This is a genomic window from Hydrogenophaga sp. R2 (assembly GCF_049843595.1).
GTDB lineage: Bacteria > Pseudomonadota > Gammaproteobacteria > Burkholderiales > Burkholderiaceae_C > Hydrogenophaga.
The window spans coordinates 1,013,414-1,033,154 of sequence record NZ_JBBHZN010000001.1 but is presented as its reverse complement, the minus strand read 5'-3'; the positions used below and the strand labels follow the sequence as shown (position 1 = coordinate 1,033,154).

At 68.5% G+C, this 19,741-nt stretch carries 19 protein-coding genes and 1 tRNA gene; 11 read left to right on the top strand and 9 right to left on the bottom strand.

What is annotated here, in order from left to right; translation table 11 throughout:
- Positions 1-30: 30 nt before the first annotated feature.
- The 5 genes from hscB (at position 31) to WD026_RS04895 (ending at position 3,698) form a co-directional block, all read left to right on the top strand.
- Positions 31-549 (top strand): Fe-S protein assembly co-chaperone HscB, encoded by a 519-nt coding sequence (gene hscB / locus WD026_RS04915; protein ID WP_425722519.1) that lies wholly within the window; start codon positions 31-33, stop codon positions 547-549.
- Positions 550-576: 27 nt separating this feature from the next.
- The gene (gene hscA / locus WD026_RS04910; protein WP_425722518.1) at positions 577-2,448 is read left to right on the top strand and encodes a Fe-S protein assembly chaperone HscA; all 1,872 of its coding nucleotides are present in this window, start codon (positions 577-579) and stop codon (positions 2,446-2,448) included.
- A 12-nt stretch (positions 2,449-2,460) separates the two neighbouring features.
- Positions 2,461-2,799: an ISC system 2Fe-2S type ferredoxin gene (gene fdx, locus WD026_RS04905; RefSeq protein ID WP_086119530.1), complete on the top strand. Its 339-nt coding sequence runs from the start codon at positions 2,461-2,463 to the stop codon at positions 2,797-2,799.
- 5 nt (positions 2,800-2,804) lie between these two features.
- A complete protein-coding gene (dnaQ, locus tag WD026_RS04900) occupies positions 2,805-3,521 on the top strand; it encodes a DNA polymerase III subunit epsilon (RefSeq protein WP_425722517.1) in 717 nt (238 codons plus the stop codon).
- Between the two features lie 102 nt (positions 3,522-3,623).
- A tRNA-Val gene (locus WD026_RS04895) sits at positions 3,624-3,698 on the top strand.
- Between the two features lie 85 nt (positions 3,699-3,783).
- Here the strand turns inward: WD026_RS04895 and WD026_RS04890 are convergent.
- Both WD026_RS04890 and WD026_RS04885 read right to left on the bottom strand, forming a co-directional pair.
- Entirely contained in the window at positions 3,784-4,185 is a 402-nt protein-coding gene (locus tag WD026_RS04890) for a type II toxin-antitoxin system RelE/ParE family toxin (protein WP_425722516.1), read from the bottom strand.
- Complete coding sequence (locus WD026_RS04885) at positions 4,178-4,510, bottom strand: type II toxin-antitoxin system Phd/YefM family antitoxin (RefSeq protein WP_425722515.1); 333 nt, start codon at positions 4,508-4,510, stop codon at positions 4,178-4,180. The genes WD026_RS04890 and WD026_RS04885 overlap by 8 nt, the downstream gene beginning before the upstream one ends.
- 234 nt (positions 4,511-4,744) lie before the next feature.
- Between WD026_RS04885 and WD026_RS04880 the strand changes: the two genes are divergently transcribed.
- Both WD026_RS04880 and WD026_RS04875 read left to right on the top strand, forming a co-directional pair.
- Positions 4,745-5,275 carry a methanogen output domain 1-containing protein gene (locus WD026_RS04880; RefSeq protein WP_425722514.1) on the top strand — a complete coding sequence of 177 codons (531 nt, stop codon included), beginning with the start codon at positions 4,745-4,747 and terminating at the stop codon, positions 5,273-5,275.
- Positions 5,268-7,343 carry a PAS domain-containing hybrid sensor histidine kinase/response regulator gene (locus WD026_RS04875; RefSeq protein ID WP_425722513.1) on the top strand — a complete coding sequence of 692 codons (2,076 nt, stop codon included), beginning with the start codon at positions 5,268-5,270 and terminating at the stop codon, positions 7,341-7,343. Before WD026_RS04880 ends, WD026_RS04875 begins: the two co-directional genes overlap by 8 nt.
- 10 nt (positions 7,344-7,353) lie before the next feature.
- On the opposite strand, the gene WD026_RS04870 is transcribed toward WD026_RS04875, so the two are convergent.
- Together WD026_RS04870 and WD026_RS04865 are read right to left on the bottom strand one after the other, a co-directional pair.
- The gene (locus WD026_RS04870; RefSeq protein ID WP_425722512.1) at positions 7,354-7,866 is read right to left on the bottom strand and encodes a hypothetical protein; all 513 of its coding nucleotides are present in this window, start codon (positions 7,864-7,866) and stop codon (positions 7,354-7,356) included.
- A complete protein-coding gene (locus WD026_RS04865) occupies positions 7,866-9,059 on the bottom strand; it encodes an AAA family ATPase (protein WP_425722511.1) in 1,194 nt (397 codons plus the stop codon). Before WD026_RS04865 ends, WD026_RS04870 begins: the two co-directional genes overlap by 1 nt.
- Before the next feature lie 659 nt (positions 9,060-9,718).
- On the opposite strand from WD026_RS04865, the gene WD026_RS04860 reads away from it, so the two are divergent.
- Entirely contained in the window at positions 9,719-10,354 is a 636-nt protein-coding gene (locus WD026_RS04860) for a glutathione S-transferase family protein (protein ID WP_425722510.1), read from the top strand.
- Here the strand turns inward: WD026_RS04860 and WD026_RS04855 are convergent.
- Positions 10,335-11,609 (bottom strand): DEAD/DEAH box helicase, encoded by a 1,275-nt coding sequence (locus WD026_RS04855; protein WP_425722509.1) that lies wholly within the window; start codon positions 11,607-11,609, stop codon positions 10,335-10,337. The genes WD026_RS04860 and WD026_RS04855 overlap by 20 nt on opposite strands.
- Positions 11,610-11,660: 51 nt before the next feature.
- Here WD026_RS04855 and WD026_RS04850 point away from each other — a divergent pair, with 51 nt between their 5' ends.
- Complete coding sequence (locus WD026_RS04850) at positions 11,661-12,020, top strand: translation initiation factor Sui1 (RefSeq protein ID WP_425722508.1); 360 nt, start codon at positions 11,661-11,663, stop codon at positions 12,018-12,020.
- 23 nt (positions 12,021-12,043) lie between these two features.
- On the opposite strand, the gene serB is transcribed toward WD026_RS04850, so the two are convergent.
- Both serB and mfd read right to left on the bottom strand, forming a co-directional pair.
- On the bottom strand, positions 12,044-12,769 hold the full coding sequence (serB, locus tag WD026_RS04845; RefSeq protein ID WP_425722507.1) for a phosphoserine phosphatase SerB: 726 nt from the start codon (positions 12,767-12,769) through the stop codon (positions 12,044-12,046).
- A 2-nt stretch (positions 12,770-12,771) separates the two neighbouring features.
- A complete protein-coding gene (mfd, locus tag WD026_RS04840) occupies positions 12,772-16,254 on the bottom strand; it encodes a transcription-repair coupling factor (protein ID WP_425722506.1) in 3,483 nt (1,160 codons plus the stop codon).
- Positions 16,255-16,351: 97 nt separating this feature from the next.
- Here mfd and ispD point away from each other — a divergent pair, with 97 nt between their 5' ends.
- Both ispD and ispF read left to right on the top strand, forming a co-directional pair.
- Positions 16,352-17,086: a 2-C-methyl-D-erythritol 4-phosphate cytidylyltransferase gene (gene ispD / locus WD026_RS04835; RefSeq protein ID WP_425722505.1), complete on the top strand. Its 735-nt coding sequence runs from the start codon at positions 16,352-16,354 to the stop codon at positions 17,084-17,086.
- A gap of 8 nt (positions 17,087-17,094) precedes the next feature.
- The gene (gene ispF / locus WD026_RS04830) at positions 17,095-17,574 is read left to right on the top strand and encodes a 2-C-methyl-D-erythritol 2,4-cyclodiphosphate synthase (protein ID WP_425723203.1); all 480 of its coding nucleotides are present in this window, start codon (positions 17,095-17,097) and stop codon (positions 17,572-17,574) included.
- A 12-nt stretch (positions 17,575-17,586) separates the two neighbouring features.
- Here the strand turns inward: ispF and WD026_RS04825 are convergent, their stop codons facing one another.
- Positions 17,587-18,993 carry an ATP-binding protein gene (locus tag WD026_RS04825; protein WP_425722504.1) on the bottom strand — a complete coding sequence of 469 codons (1,407 nt, stop codon included), beginning with the start codon at positions 18,991-18,993 and terminating at the stop codon, positions 17,587-17,589.
- Positions 18,993-19,724, bottom strand: coding sequence for a two-component system response regulator OmpR (ompR, locus tag WD026_RS04820; RefSeq protein ID WP_425722503.1), 732 nt, complete (start codon positions 19,722-19,724; stop codon positions 18,993-18,995). Before ompR ends, WD026_RS04825 begins: the two co-directional genes overlap by 1 nt.
- Between the last annotated feature and the right edge of the window lie 17 nt (positions 19,725-19,741).

Here is a 19,741-nt window from a genome sequence, read left to right as displayed (position 1 = left end):
GCGCTCGCGCCCTGGCGGCGTTTCTTTTCCATGAACCTGCAATCCAACGACTTCGAGCTGTTCGGGCTCAGCCCGGCCTTCGGCATCGACCGCGCCCTGGTGGACGAGCGCTGGAAGGACCTGCAGCGCCAGGCCCATCCCGACCGGTTTGCCACGTCGGACGCCGCCTCGCAGCGGCTGGCCATGCAATGGTCGGTGCGCATCAACGAGGCCTACCAGCGCCTGAAGGACCCGCTCAAGCGCGCGGCCTACCTGTGCGAGCTGCACGGTGCGCCCATCGAGGCCGAGAGCAACACCGCCATGCCGGCGGACTTCCTGATGCAGCAGATGGAATGGCGCGAAGCGCTCGACGACGCCAGCGATACCGCTGCGCTCGAAGACCTGGCCGACGAAGTGGCGGCCGCGCGGCGGCAGAAGGTGGAGGCGCTGCGCGTCACCGCCGACGAGCAGCACGACTATCCGGCGCTGGCGCGTCAAGTCAGAGCCCTCATGTTCATTGAGCGCTTTGCCCGCGATGTCGAGGCGCGCCTCGATCAGCAGGGACAATAGGCGATTTCCCGGTAGGACATTTTTTCCATGGCGCTTCTGCAGATTTCCGAACCCGGCCAGTCGCTCGACCCGCACCAGCGGCGCGTGGCGGTGGGCATCGACCTGGGCACCACCCATTCGCTGGTGGCCTCGGTGCGGCACGGTGTGGCCGAGTGCCTGCCGGCCGAAGACGGTCGGGTCATCCTGCCCAGCGTGGTGCGTTACCTCGATCCGGCCCAGGGCGGCTCGGGCCGTCAGATCGGTTTCGACGCGCTGGCCGCGCAGGTGCAGGACCCGGCCAACACCATCAGCTCGGTCAAGCGGCTCATGGGCCGCCGGCGCGATCAGGTGGGTGATGTGGACAAGCTCTCGTATGCCGTGGTGGACGAGAACGGCATGGCCGTGGTCGAGACCGTGGCCGGGCGCAAGACCCCGATGGAGGTGAGCGCCGAGATCCTGGCCACGCTGCGCTTCCGCGCCGAGGACAGCTTCAACGACGACCTGTATGGCGCCGTCATCACCGTGCCGGCGTACTTCGACGATGCCCAGCGCCAGGCCACCAAGGACGCCGCGCAGCTGGCCGGCATCAACGTGCTGCGCCTGATCAACGAACCCACCGCCGCCGCCATCGCCTACGGCCTGGACAACGGCGCCGAAGGTGTCTATGCCATCTACGACCTGGGCGGCGGCACCTTCGACATCTCCATCCTGCGGCTGACCCGCGGCGTGTTCGAGGTCATGGCCACCGGCGGTGACTCGGCCCTGGGGGGTGACGATTACGACCAGGCCCTGGCCGGCTGGGTGCTGGCACAAGCCGGCCTGAGCCTGCCCGACAACGCCTCCGAGCGCGCCGGTCTGCACCGCGAGGCCCGCCGCGTGAAGGAGGCCCTGACCGATGCCGATGCGGTGGTCTTTGCCGCCACCGTGGCCGGCCAGCACATCCAGCGCGAGGTGACCCGGGCCGACTTCGATGCCTGCACCCGCGCCCTGACCGACCGCACCATGGCCGCCGTGCGCAAGGTGCTGCGCGACGCCGGCGTGACCCGCGACGAGGTGCAGGGCGTGGTCATGGTGGGCGGCTCCACCCGCATGCCGGTGATCCGCCGCACCGTGGGCGAGTTCTTCGGCCGCGAGCCGCTGATCAACCTCAACCCCGACGAGGTGGTGGCGCTGGGCGCCGCCATCCAGGCCAACGCCCTGGCCGGCAACAGCCGCGACGGCGACCTGCTGCTGCTGGACGTGATCCCGTTGTCCCTGGGCATCGAGACCATGGGTGGCCTGGTCGAGCGCATCGTGCCGCGCAACACGCCCATTCCGGCCGCACTGGCCCAGGACTTCACCACCTACCAGGATGGCCAGACCGCCTTGTCGCTGCACGTGGTGCAGGGCGAGCGCGATCTGGTGGCCGACTGCCGCAGCCTGGCCCGCTTCACCCTGCGCGGCATCCCGCCCATGGCGGCCGGTGCCGCCCGCATCCGAGTCACCTTCACGGTAGACGCCGACGGCCTGCTGTCGGTCAGTGCCAGGGAGCAGGGCAGCGGCGTGGAAGCGCGCATCGACGTGAAGCCGGCCTACGGCCTGAGCGACGAACAGATCGCCGCCATGCTGCAGGACAGCTTTGCCACCGCCCAGCAGGACATGCAGGCGCGCGCGCTGGTGGAAGCCCGCGTGGACGCCGACCGCATGCTGGTGGCCACCCGCTCGGCGCTGGCGGCCGACGGCGATCTGCTGAGCGCCGAAGAACGCGCCACCATCGACGCCCTCATGACCGCGCTGCAGACCGCCGTGGCCAGCGAAGACGCCGCCGTGGTCGAAGCCGCCACCGACGCGCTGGCCAAAGGCACCGAGGCCTTTGCGGCGCAGCGCATGAACCGCGGCATCCAGCAGGCCCTGGCCGGCAAGAAACTCGAAGAAGTCTGAACACCCCCCACCATGCCCACGATCAAGATCCTGCCCCACGCCGAATACGCCCCCGAAGGCAAGACCATCACCGCGCCTGCCGGCACCTCCATCTGCGAGGCCCTGCTGGACAACGGCGTGAACATCGAACACGCCTGCGACATGAGCTGCGCCTGCACCACCTGCCATGTGGTGGTGCGCGAAGGTTTCGCCAGCCTGAACGAGGCCGACGAGACCGAAGACGACCTGCTCGACCGCGCCTGGGGCCTGGAGCCCAACTCCCGCCTGAGCTGCCAGGCCATCCTGGCCCAGAAGGACGTGACGATCGAGATCCCCAAGTACACGATCAACCACGCCAAAGAGAATCATTGACCCCCATGCGCCAGATCGTTCTCGATACCGAAACCACCGGCCTGTCGGCCGACAACGGCGACCGCATCATCGAGATCGGTTGCGTCGAGCTGCTCAACCGCAAGCTCACCGGTCACAACCTGCACCACTACGTCAACCCGGAGCGCGACAGCCACGAGGACGCGCTCAAGGTGCACGGCATCAGCAACGAGTTCCTGCGCGACAAACCCAAGTTCGCCGCCATTGCCGACGAGCTGATCGAGTACCTGCGCGGTGCCGAACTCATCATCCACAACGCGCCGTTCGACATCGCCTTCCTGAACAAGGAGATGGAACGCCTGGGCCGCCCGCCCATCACCAGCGTGGTGGCCGGCGTGACCGACAGCCTGGTCATGGCCAAGGAGATGTTCCCCGGCAAGCGCAACGGCCTGGATGCCCTGTGCGACCGCCTGGGCGTGGACAACTCCGGCCGCACGCTGCACGGCGCGCTGCTGGACGCCGAGCTGCTGGCCGACGTCTACATCAACATGACGCGCGGCCAGGATGCGCTGCTCATCGACAGCAGCGACGCCCCCGGCGAAGCCGGTGTGGCCGAGGTGATCGACCTGCGCGTGTTCGACCTGCCGGTGCTGCAGGCCAACGAGCAGGAAGCGCAGGCCCACGAAGGCGTGCTGGGCGATCTGGACAAGGCCAGCAAGGGCAAGACGGTGTGGCGCACGCTGGGCGCTGCAGCCGCCGCCTGAAAAAAATCGGGCTGGCTTCAGAACACCCCGAAAAGCTGGCTATAATCTGAGGCTTCCGACAGATTCGGTGAGTTGCTTAAGCAGCAGTTCACCTCCCTGATCGGGCGGTTAGCTCAGTGGTAGAGCACTGCCTTCACACGGCAGGGGTCGCAGGTTCGAACCCTGCACCGCCCACCAGACAAAAGCCCTTGGACCTTCGTTCCAAGGGCTTTTTTGTTGCTCGTGACCTACGCCGCTGTCGATGCGCTCGCGCCAGCCAGACTCAGCGTTTGGCTTGTGTGCCGGCCCCAGGCCAAAGACGGGCGAAATCAAACGAAAGCTGTCGGTGGTGCTGGATGCACAGCAGGTAGACCGTCGCACTGGCGTTCATGGCCGTGTAGAGCACCAGATAGTCGCCATGCAGGTACTCGCGCAGGGCACCGGCTGCGCCGGCTGGCAGCGCTGCCAGCTGGGCCAGTGCCTCGGCCGACTGCGGCGGGTTGTCGAGGTGGCGGCGGCCGATGCGGGGGAACCGGGCCAGATTGGGGATGACCGTGGCGCGCAGTTCGGCCAGCAGCCGGTCGAACGCGAAGGCCGCGTCGGCTTCCGTCAGGAACGCCTCGATGGCGTCCAGGCGCTCCAGGAAGCTGGCGGTCAGTTCGACCCGGTACAGGTCATCAGCCACGTTTCCTGGGCGTCCTGGTGATCTTGGGGGTGGCTGCGGCTGCGCGTCGCTGCTGAAGCTGGGCAATGGCGGCATCAGCCCCGTGGGTGCGGCCAGCTTCAATGTCGGCCAGGCCGCGCCGTGCATCCTCGATCAGCAGCAGGTGGATGCGCTCGTTCTCCAGCCGGTGGTAGTAGTCCAGCCGGTCAGCATCGATCAGGGCGACGTAGCTCTCGCCGTTCTTGGTGATGATCTTTTCGGCGCCGGCCTTGACCTGGTCGGCCAGCTCGGAGAGGTTGGCACGTGCCTGAGTGAACGGCACCACATCGCTGACTGAAATGCCCATGGCGGACTCCTGTGCGCGGAAGATTACAGAATCCTGTGCAGTCTAACCCGGCCTGGAACCGGGGGGGCGCCGCTCATCCAGAAGACAGGCGCGCCTGCGTCGACGTCGGCCGTGAGCGGTGCTGGGCCAGATTCATCACCAACGCCTGGCCAGCGCTTACAGTCAGGGGTATTCGTCCGTCAGCCGCGGTGCAGCGCAACAATTGCAGGTCACACGGACTGACAGGAGATCTCCATGAACGCCACGTCGCCCATTCAGCCGAGCGAAACCTCCATTCCGCTGGAGCGTGATGTGTTCCTGCGCACCCTGGTGCGCGAACTGGCCGGCACCCTGGAGAACGTGGTGGGCCTGGACGAAGCGTCCGGCTTCATCAGCGTGGTGGGCCAGCGGGTGGGGGAGTGGATCGATGCCGAGTACCGGCAGGCGCTGCATACCCCGCAGCTCACCCGCGATCAGGTGGCGGCCGTGCTGGTGGACCTCAAGCGCCGCATCCAGGGCGACTTTCATGTCATCGAGGTCACAGAGGACCGCATCGTGCTTGGCAACCGCGCCTGCCCCTTCGGCGACAAGGTGCTGGGGCGTCCGTCGATGTGCATGATGACCTCCAACGTGTTCGGCACCATCACGGCCCAGAACCTGGGGCGCTCCAAGGTGGTGCTCAACCAGACCATTGCCCAGGGATCGCCCACCTGCCGGGTCACGGTGTTCTTCAAGGCCAGCACGGATGCCGACGCGGCTGACGGTCGCGAGTACTTCCGTGTCTGACCGCCAGCGACGCGCCTCGCTGCTGTCGCTCAAGCCGCTGGAACGCCTGTTTGCGGGCCTGCCCGACCCCATCGTCCTGATCGACGAGACCGGTCTGCTCCAGCACGCCAACCGCGCCGCCTTGCGCCTGCTGGGGCGCACCGAGGCCGATTTCGGGGTGCAGTCCCTGGCCACCATGGTCGCCGACGACGCCGCCCGCTGCGCCGCGTTGCTGCGCCAGGGCCGGCGCAGCACGGTCCCCACCCCGGGCCGGCTCGACTGGCGTGTGGCCGATGGCCGCGTGCTGCCCTGCCGTGTGGAGATCGCCCTGCTGGATGCTGCCTCCGTCGACACCGGAGCCCTGCTGTGGTGCCGGCTCACCGAGCTGCGGCTGGGCAACTCGCAGTTCGAGGTGCTCAACCAGCAGATCGATGCGCTCAAGCGCGAGGTGTCGCGCCGGCAGGTCGCCGAATCGGAAATGCGCCAGCAGAGCGAGCGGCTGGAAACCGTGCTGCAAGGCGTGACCGAAGGCGTGGTCGCGACCGACCTCAATGGCCTGGTGCTGTTCATGAATCAGGTGGCCGCCGATCTGACCGGAGCACCACGGGCCTTGTCGCTCGGCCGCTCGATCAAGGACGTGGTGCAGTGGACCGCAGACGACGCGCTGGCACCGCAGGCGGCCATCGCCCAGGCCCTGCAGCAGGGTGCGCGCAACCTGCGGCTGGAGAAGGTGCGCCTGCAGCACCGCGATGGCTCGGACGAATGGGTACAGGTGTCGGTGTCGGCCCTGCAGAACGAATCGGGCGGACGCAGCGGCGCGGTGATGGTGCTGCGGTCGTTGGCCGACGAGGTCAAGGCCGAGGCCCAGCGCCGTTCGCTGGAACTGCAGCTGCGCGAGTCGCAGAAGATGGAAGCGCTGGGCACCATGGCGGGTGGCATCGCGCACGACTTCAACAACATCGTCGCCGCCATCCTGGGCAATGTGGAACTGGCCCTGGGCGACGTGCCGGCCGGCAGCGCCGGTGCGGTGAGCCTGCAGGAAATCCGCAAGGCCGGCCGACGCGCCCGCGACCTGGTGCAGCAGATACTGGCCTTTGGCCGGCGCCAGAGCAACCAGCGGTCGGTGGTGCGGCTGCCCGCCTTGCTGACCGAGGCCGAGGCCATGCTGCGTGCAGCCGTGCCACCCGGCGCCCAGCTGCGGCTGGATGCCGGGCCGGACCTGCCGCCGCTCATGGCCAATCCCACGCAGATCGAGCAGGTGCTGCTCAACCTCATCGGCAACGCCCTGCAGGCACTGCACGGCCGGCCCGACGGCCGCGTGACCGTGGCCGCACAAGCCTGGCACGGCGACATCGGCCCGGCCGCACCAGGCGAGCTGCAGGTCCTGCCGCCCTGCGGCTGGTCGGGCAACGGCGTGTGCCTGGTGGTGCAGGACAACGGCAGCGGCATGGACGCGGCCACGCTCTCGCGCATCTTCGAGCCCTTCTTCACCACCAAGCCGGTGGGGCAGGGCACCGGCCTGGGCCTGGCGGTGGTGCACGGCATCCTGGCCGAACATGGCGCCGTGCTGCGCGTGGCCAGCACCCCGGGTGCGGGCACCACCTTCAGCCTGTGGCTGCCCGCCGCGCTCTCGGCCCAGTCGCTGCAGAAAGACCTGGCCGCGCACATCGATCCCACCCCTGCGCCGGCACCCAGCACACCGCACCCGGTGTCCCGCATCCTGTACGTGGACGACGACGAATCCATGACCTTCCTGGTGCGGCGCTTTCTGGAGCGCAACGGCTACCAGGTGCACACCTGCGAAACGCCCATGGATGCGCTGCAGGTGCTGGCCGCCGGCGCCGATCGCTTCGACCTCTGCATCACCGACCACAACATGCCCGGCATGTCCGGCCTGGACCTGGCTGCTGCCATGCAGGCCCAGGGCTACCGTCTGCCGGTGGTGATCGCCTCCGGCTTCATCAGCGAAGAACTGCGCACCCGCAGCACCGAGATCGGCGTGGCCGAACTGCTGCACAAGCCCGACACGGTGGAGGAGCTGTGCCGCAGCATCGAGCGGGTGCTGACCACGGCGCGCACCGGCCTTTGAACTGCGAGGCTCAGGTCTGCAGGAACCTGATCAGCCGTTCCAGTGTGCCCACCCGCAGGCGGGCCGAGTCCAGTAGCGGTCTGGAGAAGTGCTGACCGAACAGCTCAGCGGCATGTGCCTCGCATCCGAACCGTTGGTGGAATTGCCGCTTGCAATGAGGCGTCGTGGCTGGCGGCGGCAGACCCGCCGTGTGAAGCAGCAATGCTTCGAGGCAGGGCGTGGCTTCAAAAATCTCGATGCCCAGTCGGCGAGCCCGCTGCCGCTGCAGGTCGCCCCAGTCGGTGTCGGTGTCCAGCAGCGCCCCGACCTGGTCGTAGGCCGCTTGCAGACTTTGCCGATGGGTGTGCTCCAGCACATGTGCACCGCCTTTGCCTTTGGCGGTTTTCACACTGACCTGCTTGCTGCCACGCACCACATAGATGGACTTGATGTGGTTCAGAAACGCCTGCTCGGCCAGACCTTCTCCCACCAGAAGGGCGGTCTTGCGCTGGGCACGCAAGCCGGCTCCGACGAGTCGGTTCATCAGAGACGCGGCACCGCGCCGTAAGCGCCCGCCATGTACTTGGCGTGAAAGTTGTCGTCGTTGCGGATGCCTTGAACGGCGTCCATCCGCCACGCAGCGCTCTCGCAGGCGTCATTCTTCTCCACCAGCATCACCTGGGACTTGTGCAGGACATGCAGCACCTCCACCGCGTGGCAGGTGAACAGGATCTGAGCCCTGTGCGGATTGGTCTGCTCGTGCGCGAAGAGATCGAGGATGGGCTCCAGCATGTGGGGATGCAGATCGTTCTCGAATTCGTCGATCACGACCAGCCCGCCATGGGCCAGTGCCGGCAGCAGTCGGCCCAACAGCACGAAGGCGCTCTGCGTGCCGCTGGATTCGTCGAAGAGGGACAGCTCGTGGGCGTGCTGGTCCCGGTCGGTGTGCACGCCAAACGGCAGCCACACCTTGCGCGGCTCCTCGCCCGCCTGCTGCACGCTGAATTCGCGCAACTGCACATCGCTCAGGCCCAGGTCCCAGGCCTTGAGCAAAGCCACCATCTGGTCCCGCTGGGCCGCGTTGGTGGCAAAGTGCTGCGCCACCTCGGGCAGGTCGCGGTCGGCGTGAAAGCCCCGACGGCCAGTGGCCTGCACATTGGTCTGCAAGTGCAGTCGGGTCAGTTGCAACGCCTGTTCCACACCGTACTGGGCCGCCGTGGCCACCAGCGACGCGTTGGGCCGCACCTTCACGGCTTCGGAAGCCGGCATGCCGAAGTCCTGTTGCTTGACCTGGTACTGCTGCGCAACCGCATCCCAGTCCCGCACGAACACATAGCTGAAGCCTTTGACCCGATGCCGGTACAGCGCCTCGTGCAGCACCCGCTGCGGCGTGAGCCGCAACACGTAGCGCCAGAGCTGGCCGTCGGCGTCTTCGGCTTCGATATCGAACTCGGTAGGCTGATCGGTCGCCGCAAAGTGCGGCGCGACCGGAATGGGCGCATCCACCGGGGCACCAAACGAATGCCGCATGAACCAGGCCAGAAAGACCACCGGCTTGATCAGGGCCGTCTTGCCCGAACCGTTGGCGCCCAACACCGCAGTCGCCGTGCTCAAGCGATGGCCACCGGCGGACACGGCTTCCCAGCCCACGGCCGGTACCTTGCGGTTGAGCCGGAAGCTCACCTCGACCGGATCGCGAAAGCTTTGAAAGTTGGAGAAGGCGTAGCGGTGCAGCATGGTGGCACGATGCGCAAGAAGGGGGGGATGAGTGGCTGTGAAGGCCAATAATCTACAAGATTTTGTAGAAAACGTCTTTAAATATGGTTTCCGATCGACAAATGGCCCCTTCCGTACAGACTGGCGCCAGCATTCACCACAGACCCGTCGCGCAAGATCCCGCCCAGGCCGCAAGGCCCGGTGCTTCAAAACACCGTCGGACAAGAGGTTGCAGCCCCCACCTGAAAGCGCGGGTATTTGCACGGAGCCTCGACCATGCCCGAGTTCAACCCCGGCACGCCTGTGCCATCCCCAACCCCCTCGCTGGTTCGCCACCCTGACCAGGGTTGCGTCTGCCTCTCCGACGCCGGCCAACCCGCGTGCCTGGAGGCGGCCTGGGAAATCGAGGCGTTGGCGCGGCTGCTGCCCCGCGTGCTGGGGCAGGGCGTCGACACCGACATGGCGCTGCAGATGCGCGGGCTCGGTGCGCGTGGCGGCGCTGGCCGGTGTGGTGATGTCGGGGCTGGACGACGAGATGGCGCCCGACGCAGTGCTGAGCGCCGCTGTGGGCAGCGAAGCCACCTGCTTTGCCGCCCCCGCAAGCCTCCCTTGACCGCTCGGCAATGGCCGGCCGGTTGCCGGCCCCGGACACTGCGGGCTTGTTGTTGTGGAGGCTGCCCATGTACCAGTTGCTCAGTGCCCGGCCCAGTCCGTATGCGCGCAAGGTGCGCATCCAGCTGGCCGAGAAGGGCATTCCGTTCGAGCTCATCACCGAGGTGCCGTGGAACAGCGACACCCAGACGCCGCGCTGGAATCCGCTGGAAAAGCTGCCGGTGCTGATCTGCCCGGACGGCAGCAGCGTGTTCGAGTCGCGGCTGATCAACGAGTGGATCGAGGCGAAGCACCCCGAACCTTCGCTGATGCCGGCCGACATGGATGCGCGCTTTGCGGTCAAGCGCATCGAGGTCATCTGCGATGGCGCGTGTGACGCGCTCATCCTGCAGCTGTTCGAGAACGCCCGCCCGGAAGACCACCGAAGCCAGCCCTGGATCGACCGGCAGCGCCGCAAGGTGGACGGTGCCCTGCGCGAGCTGGCCCGTGGGGTGGGTGATCGCGAGTTCTGCGTGGGTGACCGTTTCACGCTGGCCGACGTGGCCACCGGCACGCTGCTGGGTTACCTGAAGGTGCGCTGGCCGCACCTGGACTGGCCGCAGCGGTACCCCGACCTGGCCGCGTTCAGCGACCGCATGGAGCAGCGCCCTTCGTTTGCGGGCAGCCGCCCCACCACTCAGGTGATCAGCGACCGGGTGGTTTGACGGGAGGGGTGCCGCCCGCCGCAGCGGCTGCCGCAGCTGCGGCGGCCCGCAGCTTGTCCTTCTTGCTCGGGCGCTGGCCCTTGATGCCGCCATGGCCCGGGCCGGGTTCGGGCGGGCTCTCCTGAGGCTCGAAGCCGGGCAGCACTTCCAGCGGCAGGCTCATGCCCTGGCGTTTCTGGATCAGGTTCCACTGCGCCAGCGCAGCGGCGGTGACGAAGCTGATGGCCTGGCCGCTGCGGCCGGCGCGGCCGGTGCGGCCGATGCGGTGCACATGGTCGTCGGCGGAGCGGGGCAGGTCGTAGTTGACCACCAGGGGCATGTCTTCGATGTCCAGGCCGCGCGAGGCCAGGTCGGTGGTGACCACCACGTCCCAGCGCTTCTGCCGGAACTCGGCCAGCACCTCCTGCCGCGCGCCCTGGCTCAGACCGCCGTGGAACGGGGTGGCGTAGCGGTCTTGCTTGTTGAGCTTGGCGGCCACATGGTCGGCCGCATGCTGGCTGGCCACGAACACCAGGGCGCGGTCGGGCTGCAGGGTGTCGAGCAGGTGCCTGAGCAAGGCGGTGCGGCGGGTGCTGTCGACCGCAATGGCGCGTTGCAGCACCGGGGGCGCGTCGGCACCTTCGGCGGGCAGGTCGATGCGATGGGGCTGGTGCAGCAGGCGTTCGGCCAGGGTGCGGATGCGCTCGTCGAAGGTGGCCGAGAACATGAGCGTCTGTCGCTGGGCCGGCAGCAGGGCCAGCACCTCGTCGAGCTCAGTGGCAAAGCCCAGATCGAGCAGGCGGTCGGCCTCGTCCAGCACCAGGGTCTGCACCGCGTCCAGCCGCAGGGCGTTGTGGCGCACCACGTCCAGCAGGCGGCCGGGGGTGGCCACCACCACATCGGCCCCGCCACGCAGTCCCATGAGTTGAGGGTTGATGGACACGCCACCGAACAGCACGGCGGTGCGTTGCCCGGCATTCAGCGGCTGGGTCAGCGCCCGCAGCACCTCGCCCACCTGGGCGGCCAGCTCGCGCGTGGGCACCAGCACCAGGGCGCGGGTGCGGCGCTGCGGCACCGGGGTGGAGAGCAGGCGCTGCAGCAGCGGCAAGGCAAAGGCGGCGGTCTTGCCGGAGCCGGTGGGGGCGGTGGCCAGCAGGTCCTGCCCGGCCAGCGCGGATGGCAGGGCGGCTTGCTGGATGGGGGTGGGTGCCTCGAAGCGGAGGGCGCGGGCGCTGTCGGCCAGCGAGGGCATCAGCCCCAGGGTGGAGAAGTTCATGCGGTCAAGGCGGAGTGACCCACCAGTATGCGGCCGGCTACCATGCCGGCCATGAAAAAAGCTTCGTCATCCGGTGGCCTGGTGTATTCCACCGAGGCCGGTCGCATGTGCCCCGAATGTCGCCAGCCCCTGGCCGCCTGCCGTTGCGGGCAGCCTGCGGTGCCGCAGGGCGATGGCATCGTGCGGGTCTCGCGCGCCACGGCGGGGCGCGGTGGCAAGACCGTGACCGTGGTGCGCGGCGTGCTGTTGCTGCCCGAGCCGCTGGCCGCGCTGGGCAAGCAGCTCAAGGCGGTGTGCGGCACCGGCGGCACGGTGAAGGACGGGGTGATCGAGATCCAGGGCGACCATGTGGAGCGGGTCATGGCCTGGCTGCAGAAGGCCGGCCACACGGTGCGCCGCGCCGGCGGCTGACCCGCCGGCCTTCACAGGCGCGTTCAGCGCAGCACTTCCAGCAGGCGGTCCAGGCCGCCCTGTTCGATGGACACCATGGCCTGCTCGCGCACGGCGGGCTTGGCGTGGTAGGCCACCGACAGGCCGGCCACGCCCATCATCGGCAGGTCGTTGGCGCCGTCGCCCATGGCAATGCACTGCGAAGACTCGATGCCCAGCAGCGAGGCCACTTCCAGCACGGTGCGGCGTTTCTCGGCTCCGTCGCAGATGTCGCCCCAGGGCTGATCGACCATGCGGCCGGTGAGCTCGCCGCAGTTCGGGCCGCTGGCGATCTCCAGCACGTTGGCCCGCACAAAGTCGATGCCCAGCCGGTCGCGCACCACGTTGGCAAAGTAGGTGAACCCGCCGGACACCAGCAGCACCTTCAGCCCGGCGGCCTTGCAGGCCTGCACCAGGGACTGTGCGCCGGGGTTGAGCTGCAGGCGCTCGGTCAGCACGCGCTCCATGTCGGCCACGGTCACGCCGCGCAGCAGGGCCACGCGGCGGCGCAGGCTGTCCTTGTAGTCGGTGATCTCGCCGCGCATGGCGGCTTCGGTGATGGCCGCCACCTCGGCCTTGCGGCCCACGGCGTCGGCAATCTCGTCCACGCACTCGATGTTGATGAGCGTGGAGTCCATGTCGAAGGCGATCAGCTTGAAGTCGGACAGCTTCAACGGCGGCGTGAAGCCGCGCACGGTGAGGCCGGGGGCAACGGTGTGGGCAGTGGTCATGGTCAGATGGTTTCAGCGGACTTGATGGGTTGGCCGAGCGAGCGCAGCACGTCGCGCACCAGCTGCACGCGGTCTTTCACCTCGGGCAGGGCCTTCTCGATGCGCAGCTTCTCGTTGCCGGCCAGCTTGATGTGCTTGTTCTTCTGGATGAGCTCGATGATGCGCATCGGCTCGATGGGCGGGTTGGGCCGGAAGGTGATGTTCGTCACCCCGGGTGCCGCGTCCACCTTCACCACGCCGTAGGGCGCGCTGAGCACGCGCAGGCGGTGCACGTCGATCAGCGTCTGGGCCTGCGGCGGCAGTTTGCCGAAGCGGTCGACGATCTCCTCCAGCAGCGCGTCCACCTGGTCGGTGGTCCTGGCGGTGGCCAGCTTCTTGTAGAACGACAGGCGCAGGTGCACGTCGCCGCAGTAGTCGTTGGGCAGCAGGGCGGGGGCGTGCAGGTTGATGTCGGTGGTGACCGACAGCGGGCTCAGCAGGTCGGGCTCCTTGCCGGCCTTCAGGGACCGCACGGCCTCCGACAGCATCTCGTTGTAGAGCTGGAAGCCCACCTCCAGCATGTTGCCGCTCTGGTTCTCGCCCAGCACCTCGCCGGCGCCGCGGATTTCCAGGTCGTGCATGGCCAGGTAGAAGCCGCTGCCCAGTTCTTCCATCTGCTGGATAGCGTCCAGCCGCTGCTGGGCCTGCTTGGTCAGGCTCTCGATCTCGGGCACCAGCAAGTAGGCATAGGCCTGGTGGTGGCTGCGGCCCACGCGGCCGCGCAGCTGGTGCAGCTGGGCCAGGCCGAACTTGTCGGCACGGCTGATGACGATGGTGTTGGCGGTGGGCACGTCGATGCCGGTCTCGATGATGGTCGAGCACAGCAGCACGTTGAAACGCTGGGCCACGAAGTCGCGCATGACGCGCTCCAGGTCGCGTTCGGGCATCTGGCCATGGGCCACGGCAATGCGCGCCTCGGGCAGGAACTCTTCGAGCTTCTGCTTGCGGTTCTCGATGGTCTCCACCTCGTTGTGCAGGAAGTAGACCTGCCCGCCGCGCTTGAGCTCGCGCAGCACCGCCTCGCGGATGACGCCCTGGCCCTCGTTGCGCACGAAGGTCTTGATGGCCAGCCGGCGTTGCGGCGCGGTGGCGATCACGCTGAGGTCGCGCAGGCCTTCCAGCGCCATGCCCAGCGTGCGGGGAATGGGCGTGGCGGTGAGGGTGAGCACGTCCACCTCGGCGCGCAGGGCCTTCATGGCCTCTTTGTGGCGCACGCCGAAGCGGTGCTCCTCGTCGATGATGAGCAGGCCCAGGTTCTTGAACTGGGTCTTCTCGCTCAGCAGCTTGTGCGTGCCCACCACGATGTCCACCGAGCCGTCGGCGATGCCCTTCATGGCGGCGGTGATCTCCTTCTGGGTGCGGAAGCGGCTCATCTCGGCCACCTTCACCGGCCACTTGGAGAAGCGGTCCACCAGGGTCTGGTAGTGCTGCTCGGCCAGCAGCGTGGTGGGCGCCAGGAACGCCACCTGCTTGCCCCCGGTCACGGCCACGAAGGCGGCCCGCAGGGCGACCTCGGTCTTGCCGAAGCCCACATCGCCGCAGACCAGGCGGTCCATGGGGCGCGGGCTGATCATGTCCTGGATGACGGCGTGGATGGCGGCGCGCTGGTCGGCCGTCTCGTCGAAGCCGAAGTCGTTGGCGAAGGTCTCGTAGTCCTGCGGCGAGTAGCGGAACGGGTGGCCCTGGCGCGCGGCGCGGCGGGCATAGATGTTGAGCAGCTCGGCCGCGGCGTCGCGCACCTGTTCGGCGGCCTTGCGGCGGGCCTTCTCCCACTGGCCGCTGCCCAGCTTGTGCAGCGGGGCCTCGTCGGCACTCACGCCGGTGTAGCGGCCGATCAGCTGCAGCTGGCTCACCGGCACGTACAGCACGGCCTTGTCGGCGTATTCCAGGTGCAGGAACTCCTGCAGCGCGGGCGTGCCGTCGGCGTTCTTCTCGCCCATGTCCAGGTTGACCAGGCCCCGGTAGCGGCCGATGCCGTGCTGGGTGTGCACCACCGGGTCGCCCACATTGAGCTCGGAGAGGTCCTTGATGAGGGCCTCGACATCGCTGACCTGTTCCTGCTTGCGGCGGCGGCGGGTGGTGGGGCCGGCCGAGAACAGCTCGGTCTCGGTGACGAAATCGATGCCGCCTTCCACCCACGCAAAACCGGCGTTCAGCGCGGCGGTGGCCATGCCGACCTTCTCGTCGCTGGCCTGGAACTCGGCCAGAGAGTCGAACACCGGCGGGTTCAGGCCGCTGGCGCGGATGAAGTCGAGCAGGCTCTCGCGGCGGCCATCGCTCTCGGCCAGCAGCAGCAGGCGGTTCGGGCTGGCCCGCAGGTGGGCCTGCAGGTGGGCCAGCGGGTCTTCGGCACCACGCACCACCGACAGCGTGGGCAGGGTCTGCACGAAGGCGCTGTGGGTCACGTCGCCCACGCCGGGGCGCAGGGCCAGCTGGGCGTGCTGGTTGGCCAGGGTGTAGAACTGCTCGGCCTGCAGGAACAGCGCCTCGGGCGGCAGCACCGGACGGTCCGGGTCGCCCTGCAGCAGGCGGTGGCGGTCGCGGGTGTCCTGCCAGAAACGCTGGAAGGCCGGCTCCAGATCGCCGTGCAGCACCACCGTGGCCTGTTCGCCCAGGTAGTCGAACACGGTGGCGGTCTCTTCAAAGAACAGCGGCAGGTAGTACTCGATGCCGGCCGTGGCCACGCCGTTGCCGATGTCCTTGTAGATGCGGCTCTTGGTCGGGTCGCCCTCCAGCAGCTCGCGCCAGCGGCTGCGGAACAGGGCGCGGGCCGCGTCGTCCATGGGGAACTCGCGGCCGGGCAGCAGCCGCACCTCGGGCACCGGGTACAGGCTGCGCTGGCTGTCGGGGTCGAAGGTGCGGATGCTGTCGATCTCGTCGTCGAACAGGTCCACCCGGTACGGCACCGGGCTGCCCATGGGAAAGAGGTCGATCAGGCCGCCGCGCACCGCGTACTCGCCCGGGCTCACCACCTGGGTGACATGGTTGTAGCCCGCCAGGGTGAGCTGGGCCTTCAGCCGCGCCTCGTCCAGCTTCTGCCGGACCTTGAACTCGAAGGTGTAGCCCGCCAGGAAGGACGGCGGGGCCAGCCGGTACAGCGCGGTGGTGGCGGGCACCAGCACCACGTCGGCGCCGGCTTCGTGGTCGCGCTGGGAAATGCGCCACAGCGTGGCCAGCCGTTCGCTGATCAGGTCCTGGTGCGGCGAGAAGGTGTCGTAGGGCAGGGTTTCCCAGTCGGGGAACAGGGTGACGCGCAGATCGGGTGCAAAGAAGGCCAGTTCGTCGATCAGGCGCTGGGCATCGTTGGCATCGGCGGTGACGATGGCGGTCAGGCGCGATGCAGAACGTTCACGCGTGGCCAGCTGCGCCAGCAGCAAGGCGTCGGCCGACCCGCCGGGGTGGGGCAGGGTGTGGCGTTTGCCGGGGGAGAGTTTGGGCAGGTCCATGGATGAGGGCCGGCTGGTGCCGGCGGCCGTGCAAGACAAACACCCCCTGCGCGGTCCGCAGGGGGTGTGATGGGTGGATTTTAGAATGGCCGTCTTCATGACCGACCCTGCCCATCCCAATCCCGACCACGGCTCCCCGGCCTGCCATGCGGTGCTGCCCTGCGCGGGCAGCGGTTCGCGCGCCGGCACGGCCATCCCCAAGCAGTACCAGATGCTGGCCGGCCAGCCGCTGGTGCTGCACACCCTGCAGGCCTTGGCCCGGGTGGACCGGATTTCGTCCCGCGTGGTGGTGGTGCAGCCGGGTGATGCGTTCTGGCCCGGCTGGTCGGGCACCTTGCCGGCCCGCACCGAGGTGGTGGAGCGTGGCGCTGCCACCCGCGCCGGCAGCGTCTTCAACGGCCTGCTGGCCCTGCGCGAGCGCGGCGTGCCCGACACCGACTGGGTGCTGGTGCACGACGCCGCCCGCTGCCTGGTGGAGCCCTCGGCCATCGATGCCCTGATCGACGCCTGCCTGCCCGATGCGGTGGGCGGCCTGCTGGCACTGCCGCTGCCCGACACCCTCAAGGCCAGCGTGGGCGGCCGGGTGAGCGCCACGGTGGACCGCAGCGACAAGTGGCTGGCGCAGACGCCGCAAATGTTCCGCCTGGGGGCGCTCATCGACGCCCTGCAGGCCCGGCAGGCCGACGGTTTTGCCGGCATCACCGACGAGGCCAGTGCCATGGAGCAGGCCGGTCACCACCCGCTGCTGGTGCCGGGTTCGGCCCGCAACATCAAGATCACCTACCCCGAAGATTTCGCACTGGCCGAGGCCGTGCTCAGGAGCCGCTCATGAACCCCTGGTTGTCGATGCGTGTGGGCGAGGGCTGGGACACCCATGCCCTGGTGCCCGGCCGCCCGCTGGTGCTGGGGGGCATCACCGTGCCCCACACCCATGGCCTGCTGGGCCATTCGGATGCCGATGCCCTGCTGCACGCCATCACCGACGCCCTGCTGGGTGCGGCGGCGCTGGGCGACATCGGCCGGCATTTCCCCGACACCGATCCGGAATTCAAGGGCGCCGATTCGGTGGTGCTGCTGACCGAGGCCGCGCGCCGGGTGCGGGCGGCGGGCTTCGAGATCGTGAACGTGGACAGCACCATCGTGGCCCAGGCACCCAAGCTGGCGCCGCACATCCCGGCCATGGTCGAGCGCATTGCCCAGGCCCTGGGTCTGGATGCCGGCCGCGTCAACGTCAAGGCCAAGACGGCGGAGCGGCTGGGCCCGGTGGGGCAGGGGCTGTCCATCGAGGCCCGGGCCGTGGCGCTGCTGACAGCCGCCTGACCCGGGGACGCTTCAGCTGGGCGCCTTGACCAGCTTCATGTGCGCGGCCAGGCCGCCGGTGCTGCTGTTGGCCAGCGCAAAGCGGCCGCCCATGCGGGCCACGGCCCGCTCCACGATGGCCAGGCCCAGGCCGGTGCCGGTGGCCGAGGTGCGCGAGGTGTCGCCCCGGTAGAAGGGCTGGGTCAGCTGGGCCAGCTGGTCGGCCGGCACACCTTTGCCATGGTCCCGCAGCTTGACCAGCACCGCGTCGTCCATGGGCTTGGCGGCAATATCGATCTGCAGCACGCCGGTCACCGGGTTGCGGCCGTAGCGCTGGGCGTTTTCCACCAGGTTGGTGAACACCCGTTGCAGCTCCACCGGGTCGCCCATGACGCGGGTGTCCGCCGGGATGTTGATGTTGACCACCTGCCCCTCGTTCTGACCCAGCGAGAACACGGCGGCTTCCACCACCTGGTTCAGGCTCACCTCCTGCAGCTGGATGTGGTCGGGTCGGGCGTAGTCGAGGAACTTGTCGATGATGGCGTTGACCTGGTCGATGTCGGCCGCCATGTGTTCGCGCGCCGAGGGATCGGCCACGCTCATCTCGGTTTCCAGGCGCAGCCGGGCCAGCGGCGTGCGCAGGTCGTGCGAGATGCCGGCCAGCATCAAGGCGCGGTCCTGCTCGATCTTGGACAGCCGCTGGGCCATGCGGTTGAAGCCGATGTTGACCTCGCGGATCTCGCTGGTGGCCACGGCCTCGCTGAGCTGGCTGGCATTGAAATCGCCTTCGCGTACGCGGCTGGCAGCGAACGACAGCATCTTCAGCGGCCGGTTGATCAGCCGGGCGATCAGCGCCGCGCCGGTCAGCGAGAGCAGGGCGGCGGTGGCCAGCCAGATCAGCCAGGTGGTGCCGGCCACCGGCCCCACGCGGGACGGGTCGGTGAGCAGCCAGTACGGGTCGCCGTCGATGCTGAAGCCCACCCACAGACCGGGCTTGCCGTTGACCTCGCGGGCCACCACGGTGTCGGGCCCCAGGCGGGCCTTCAGGCGGTCGGCCACGCTGCGGCTGAGCGGGTCGGAGTCGTGCAGCTCGAAGGTGTCGGTGGGTTCGCGCGGGGCAATGTTCAGGCCTTCCTCGGTGGCCAGTGTCTTGACCAGCGAGACCCGGGCGATCGAGTCGGAGTGCACCAGCGCCGCCCGGCTGAGGTTGACCAGCGAGGCCAGCTGCTGGGCACTCTGCAGCGCGCGCGGCTCGTATTCGAGCGCGCGGAAGGTCTGCAGCCAGGCCACGATGCAGCCGATCAGCAGCAGCGTGAGGAAGAAGAAGGTGCGCCAGAACAGGCTCACCCCCCGCGTGGGACGCACCTCCAGCGGCGCCGGCGCCGTCTCGAGGTTGCCGGTCTCCGACGACTCGAACGAGATGCGCGATTCGAAGCTCATCAGGCGTTGCCGTCCGGCACGAACACATAGCCCACGCCCCACACCGTCTGCAGGTAGCGCGGCGAGGTGGCGTCTTCCTCGATCAGCTTGCGCAGGCGCGACACCTGCACGTCCAGGCTGCGGTCGAAGGGCTCGAACTCGCGGCCACGGGCCAGCTGGGCCAGCTTCTCGCGCGACAGCGGCTGGCGCGGGTGGCGCACCAGGGCCTTGAGCATGGCGAACTCGCCGGTGGTCAGGGGCAGGTCGGCGCCGTCCTTGCGCAGGGTGCGCAGGCTCAGGTCGAACTCGAACGGACCGAACTTGACCACTTCCTGGTCCTGCGACGGGGCGCCGGGCACCTCGGTGGGCGGGCGGCGGCGCAGCACGGCGTGGATGCGGGCCAGCAACTCGCGCGGGTTGAAGGGCTTGCCCAGGTAGTCGTCGGCACCCACCTCCAGGCCCACGATGCGGTCCACGTCCTCGCTCTTGGCGGTGAGCATGATGATGGGGGTGCGGTCGCCGTTGGCGCGCAGCCGCCGGCAGATCGACAAGCCGTCCTCGCCGGGCATCATGAGGTCCAGCACGATCAGGTCCACCGAGTCGCGCTGCAGCACCCGGTTCAACGCCTTGCCGTCTTCGGCCAGCATGACCTCGAAGCCTTCCTGCATGAGGTAACGGCGCAGCAGATCGCGGATGCGGACGTCGTCGTCGACGACCAGAACCTTGTTGGGGCGGGTGTTGGAAGTGGGCATTCGGTGGCTCTCGAAAA

Bases quoted from the DNA above. Each gene is read 5' to 3' on its own strand.
- hscB (WP_425722519.1), top strand. From the start codon at position 31: ATGAACCTGCAATCCAACGACTTCGAGCTGTTCGGGCTCAGCCCGGCC.
- hscA (WP_425722518.1), top strand. From the start codon at position 577: ATGGCGCTTCTGCAGATTTCCGAACCCGGCCAGTCGCTCGACCCGCAC.
- fdx (WP_086119530.1), top strand. From the start codon at position 2,461: ATGCCCACGATCAAGATCCTGCCCCACGCCGAATACGCCCCCGAAGGC.
- dnaQ (WP_425722517.1), top strand. From the start codon at position 2,805: ATGCGCCAGATCGTTCTCGATACCGAAACCACCGGCCTGTCGGCCGAC.
- WD026_RS04885 (WP_425722515.1), bottom strand. From the start codon at position 4,510: ATGGGCATTTCAGTCAGCGATGTGGTGCCGTTCACTCAGGCACGTGCC.
- WD026_RS04880 (WP_425722514.1), top strand. From the start codon at position 4,745: ATGAACGCCACGTCGCCCATTCAGCCGAGCGAAACCTCCATTCCGCTG.
- WD026_RS04870 (WP_425722512.1), bottom strand. From the start codon at position 7,866: ATGAACCGACTCGTCGGAGCCGGCTTGCGTGCCCAGCGCAAGACCGCC.
- WD026_RS04865 (WP_425722511.1), bottom strand. From the start codon at position 9,059: ATGCTGCACCGCTACGCCTTCTCCAACTTTCAAAGCTTTCGCGATCCG.
- WD026_RS04860 (WP_425722510.1), top strand. From the start codon at position 9,719: ATGTACCAGTTGCTCAGTGCCCGGCCCAGTCCGTATGCGCGCAAGGTG.
- WD026_RS04855 (WP_425722509.1), bottom strand. From the start codon at position 11,609: ATGAACTTCTCCACCCTGGGGCTGATGCCCTCGCTGGCCGACAGCGCC.
- WD026_RS04850 (WP_425722508.1), top strand. From the start codon at position 11,661: ATGAAAAAAGCTTCGTCATCCGGTGGCCTGGTGTATTCCACCGAGGCC.
- serB (WP_425722507.1), bottom strand. From the start codon at position 12,769: ATGACCACTGCCCACACCGTTGCCCCCGGCCTCACCGTGCGCGGCTTC.
- mfd (WP_425722506.1), bottom strand. From the start codon at position 16,254: ATGGACCTGCCCAAACTCTCCCCCGGCAAACGCCACACCCTGCCCCAC.
- ispD (WP_425722505.1), top strand. From the start codon at position 16,352: ATGACCGACCCTGCCCATCCCAATCCCGACCACGGCTCCCCGGCCTGC.
- WD026_RS04825 (WP_425722504.1), bottom strand. From the start codon at position 18,993: ATGAGCTTCGAATCGCGCATCTCGTTCGAGTCGTCGGAGACCGGCAAC.
- ompR (WP_425722503.1), bottom strand. From the start codon at position 19,724: ATGCCCACTTCCAACACCCGCCCCAACAAGGTTCTGGTCGTCGACGAC.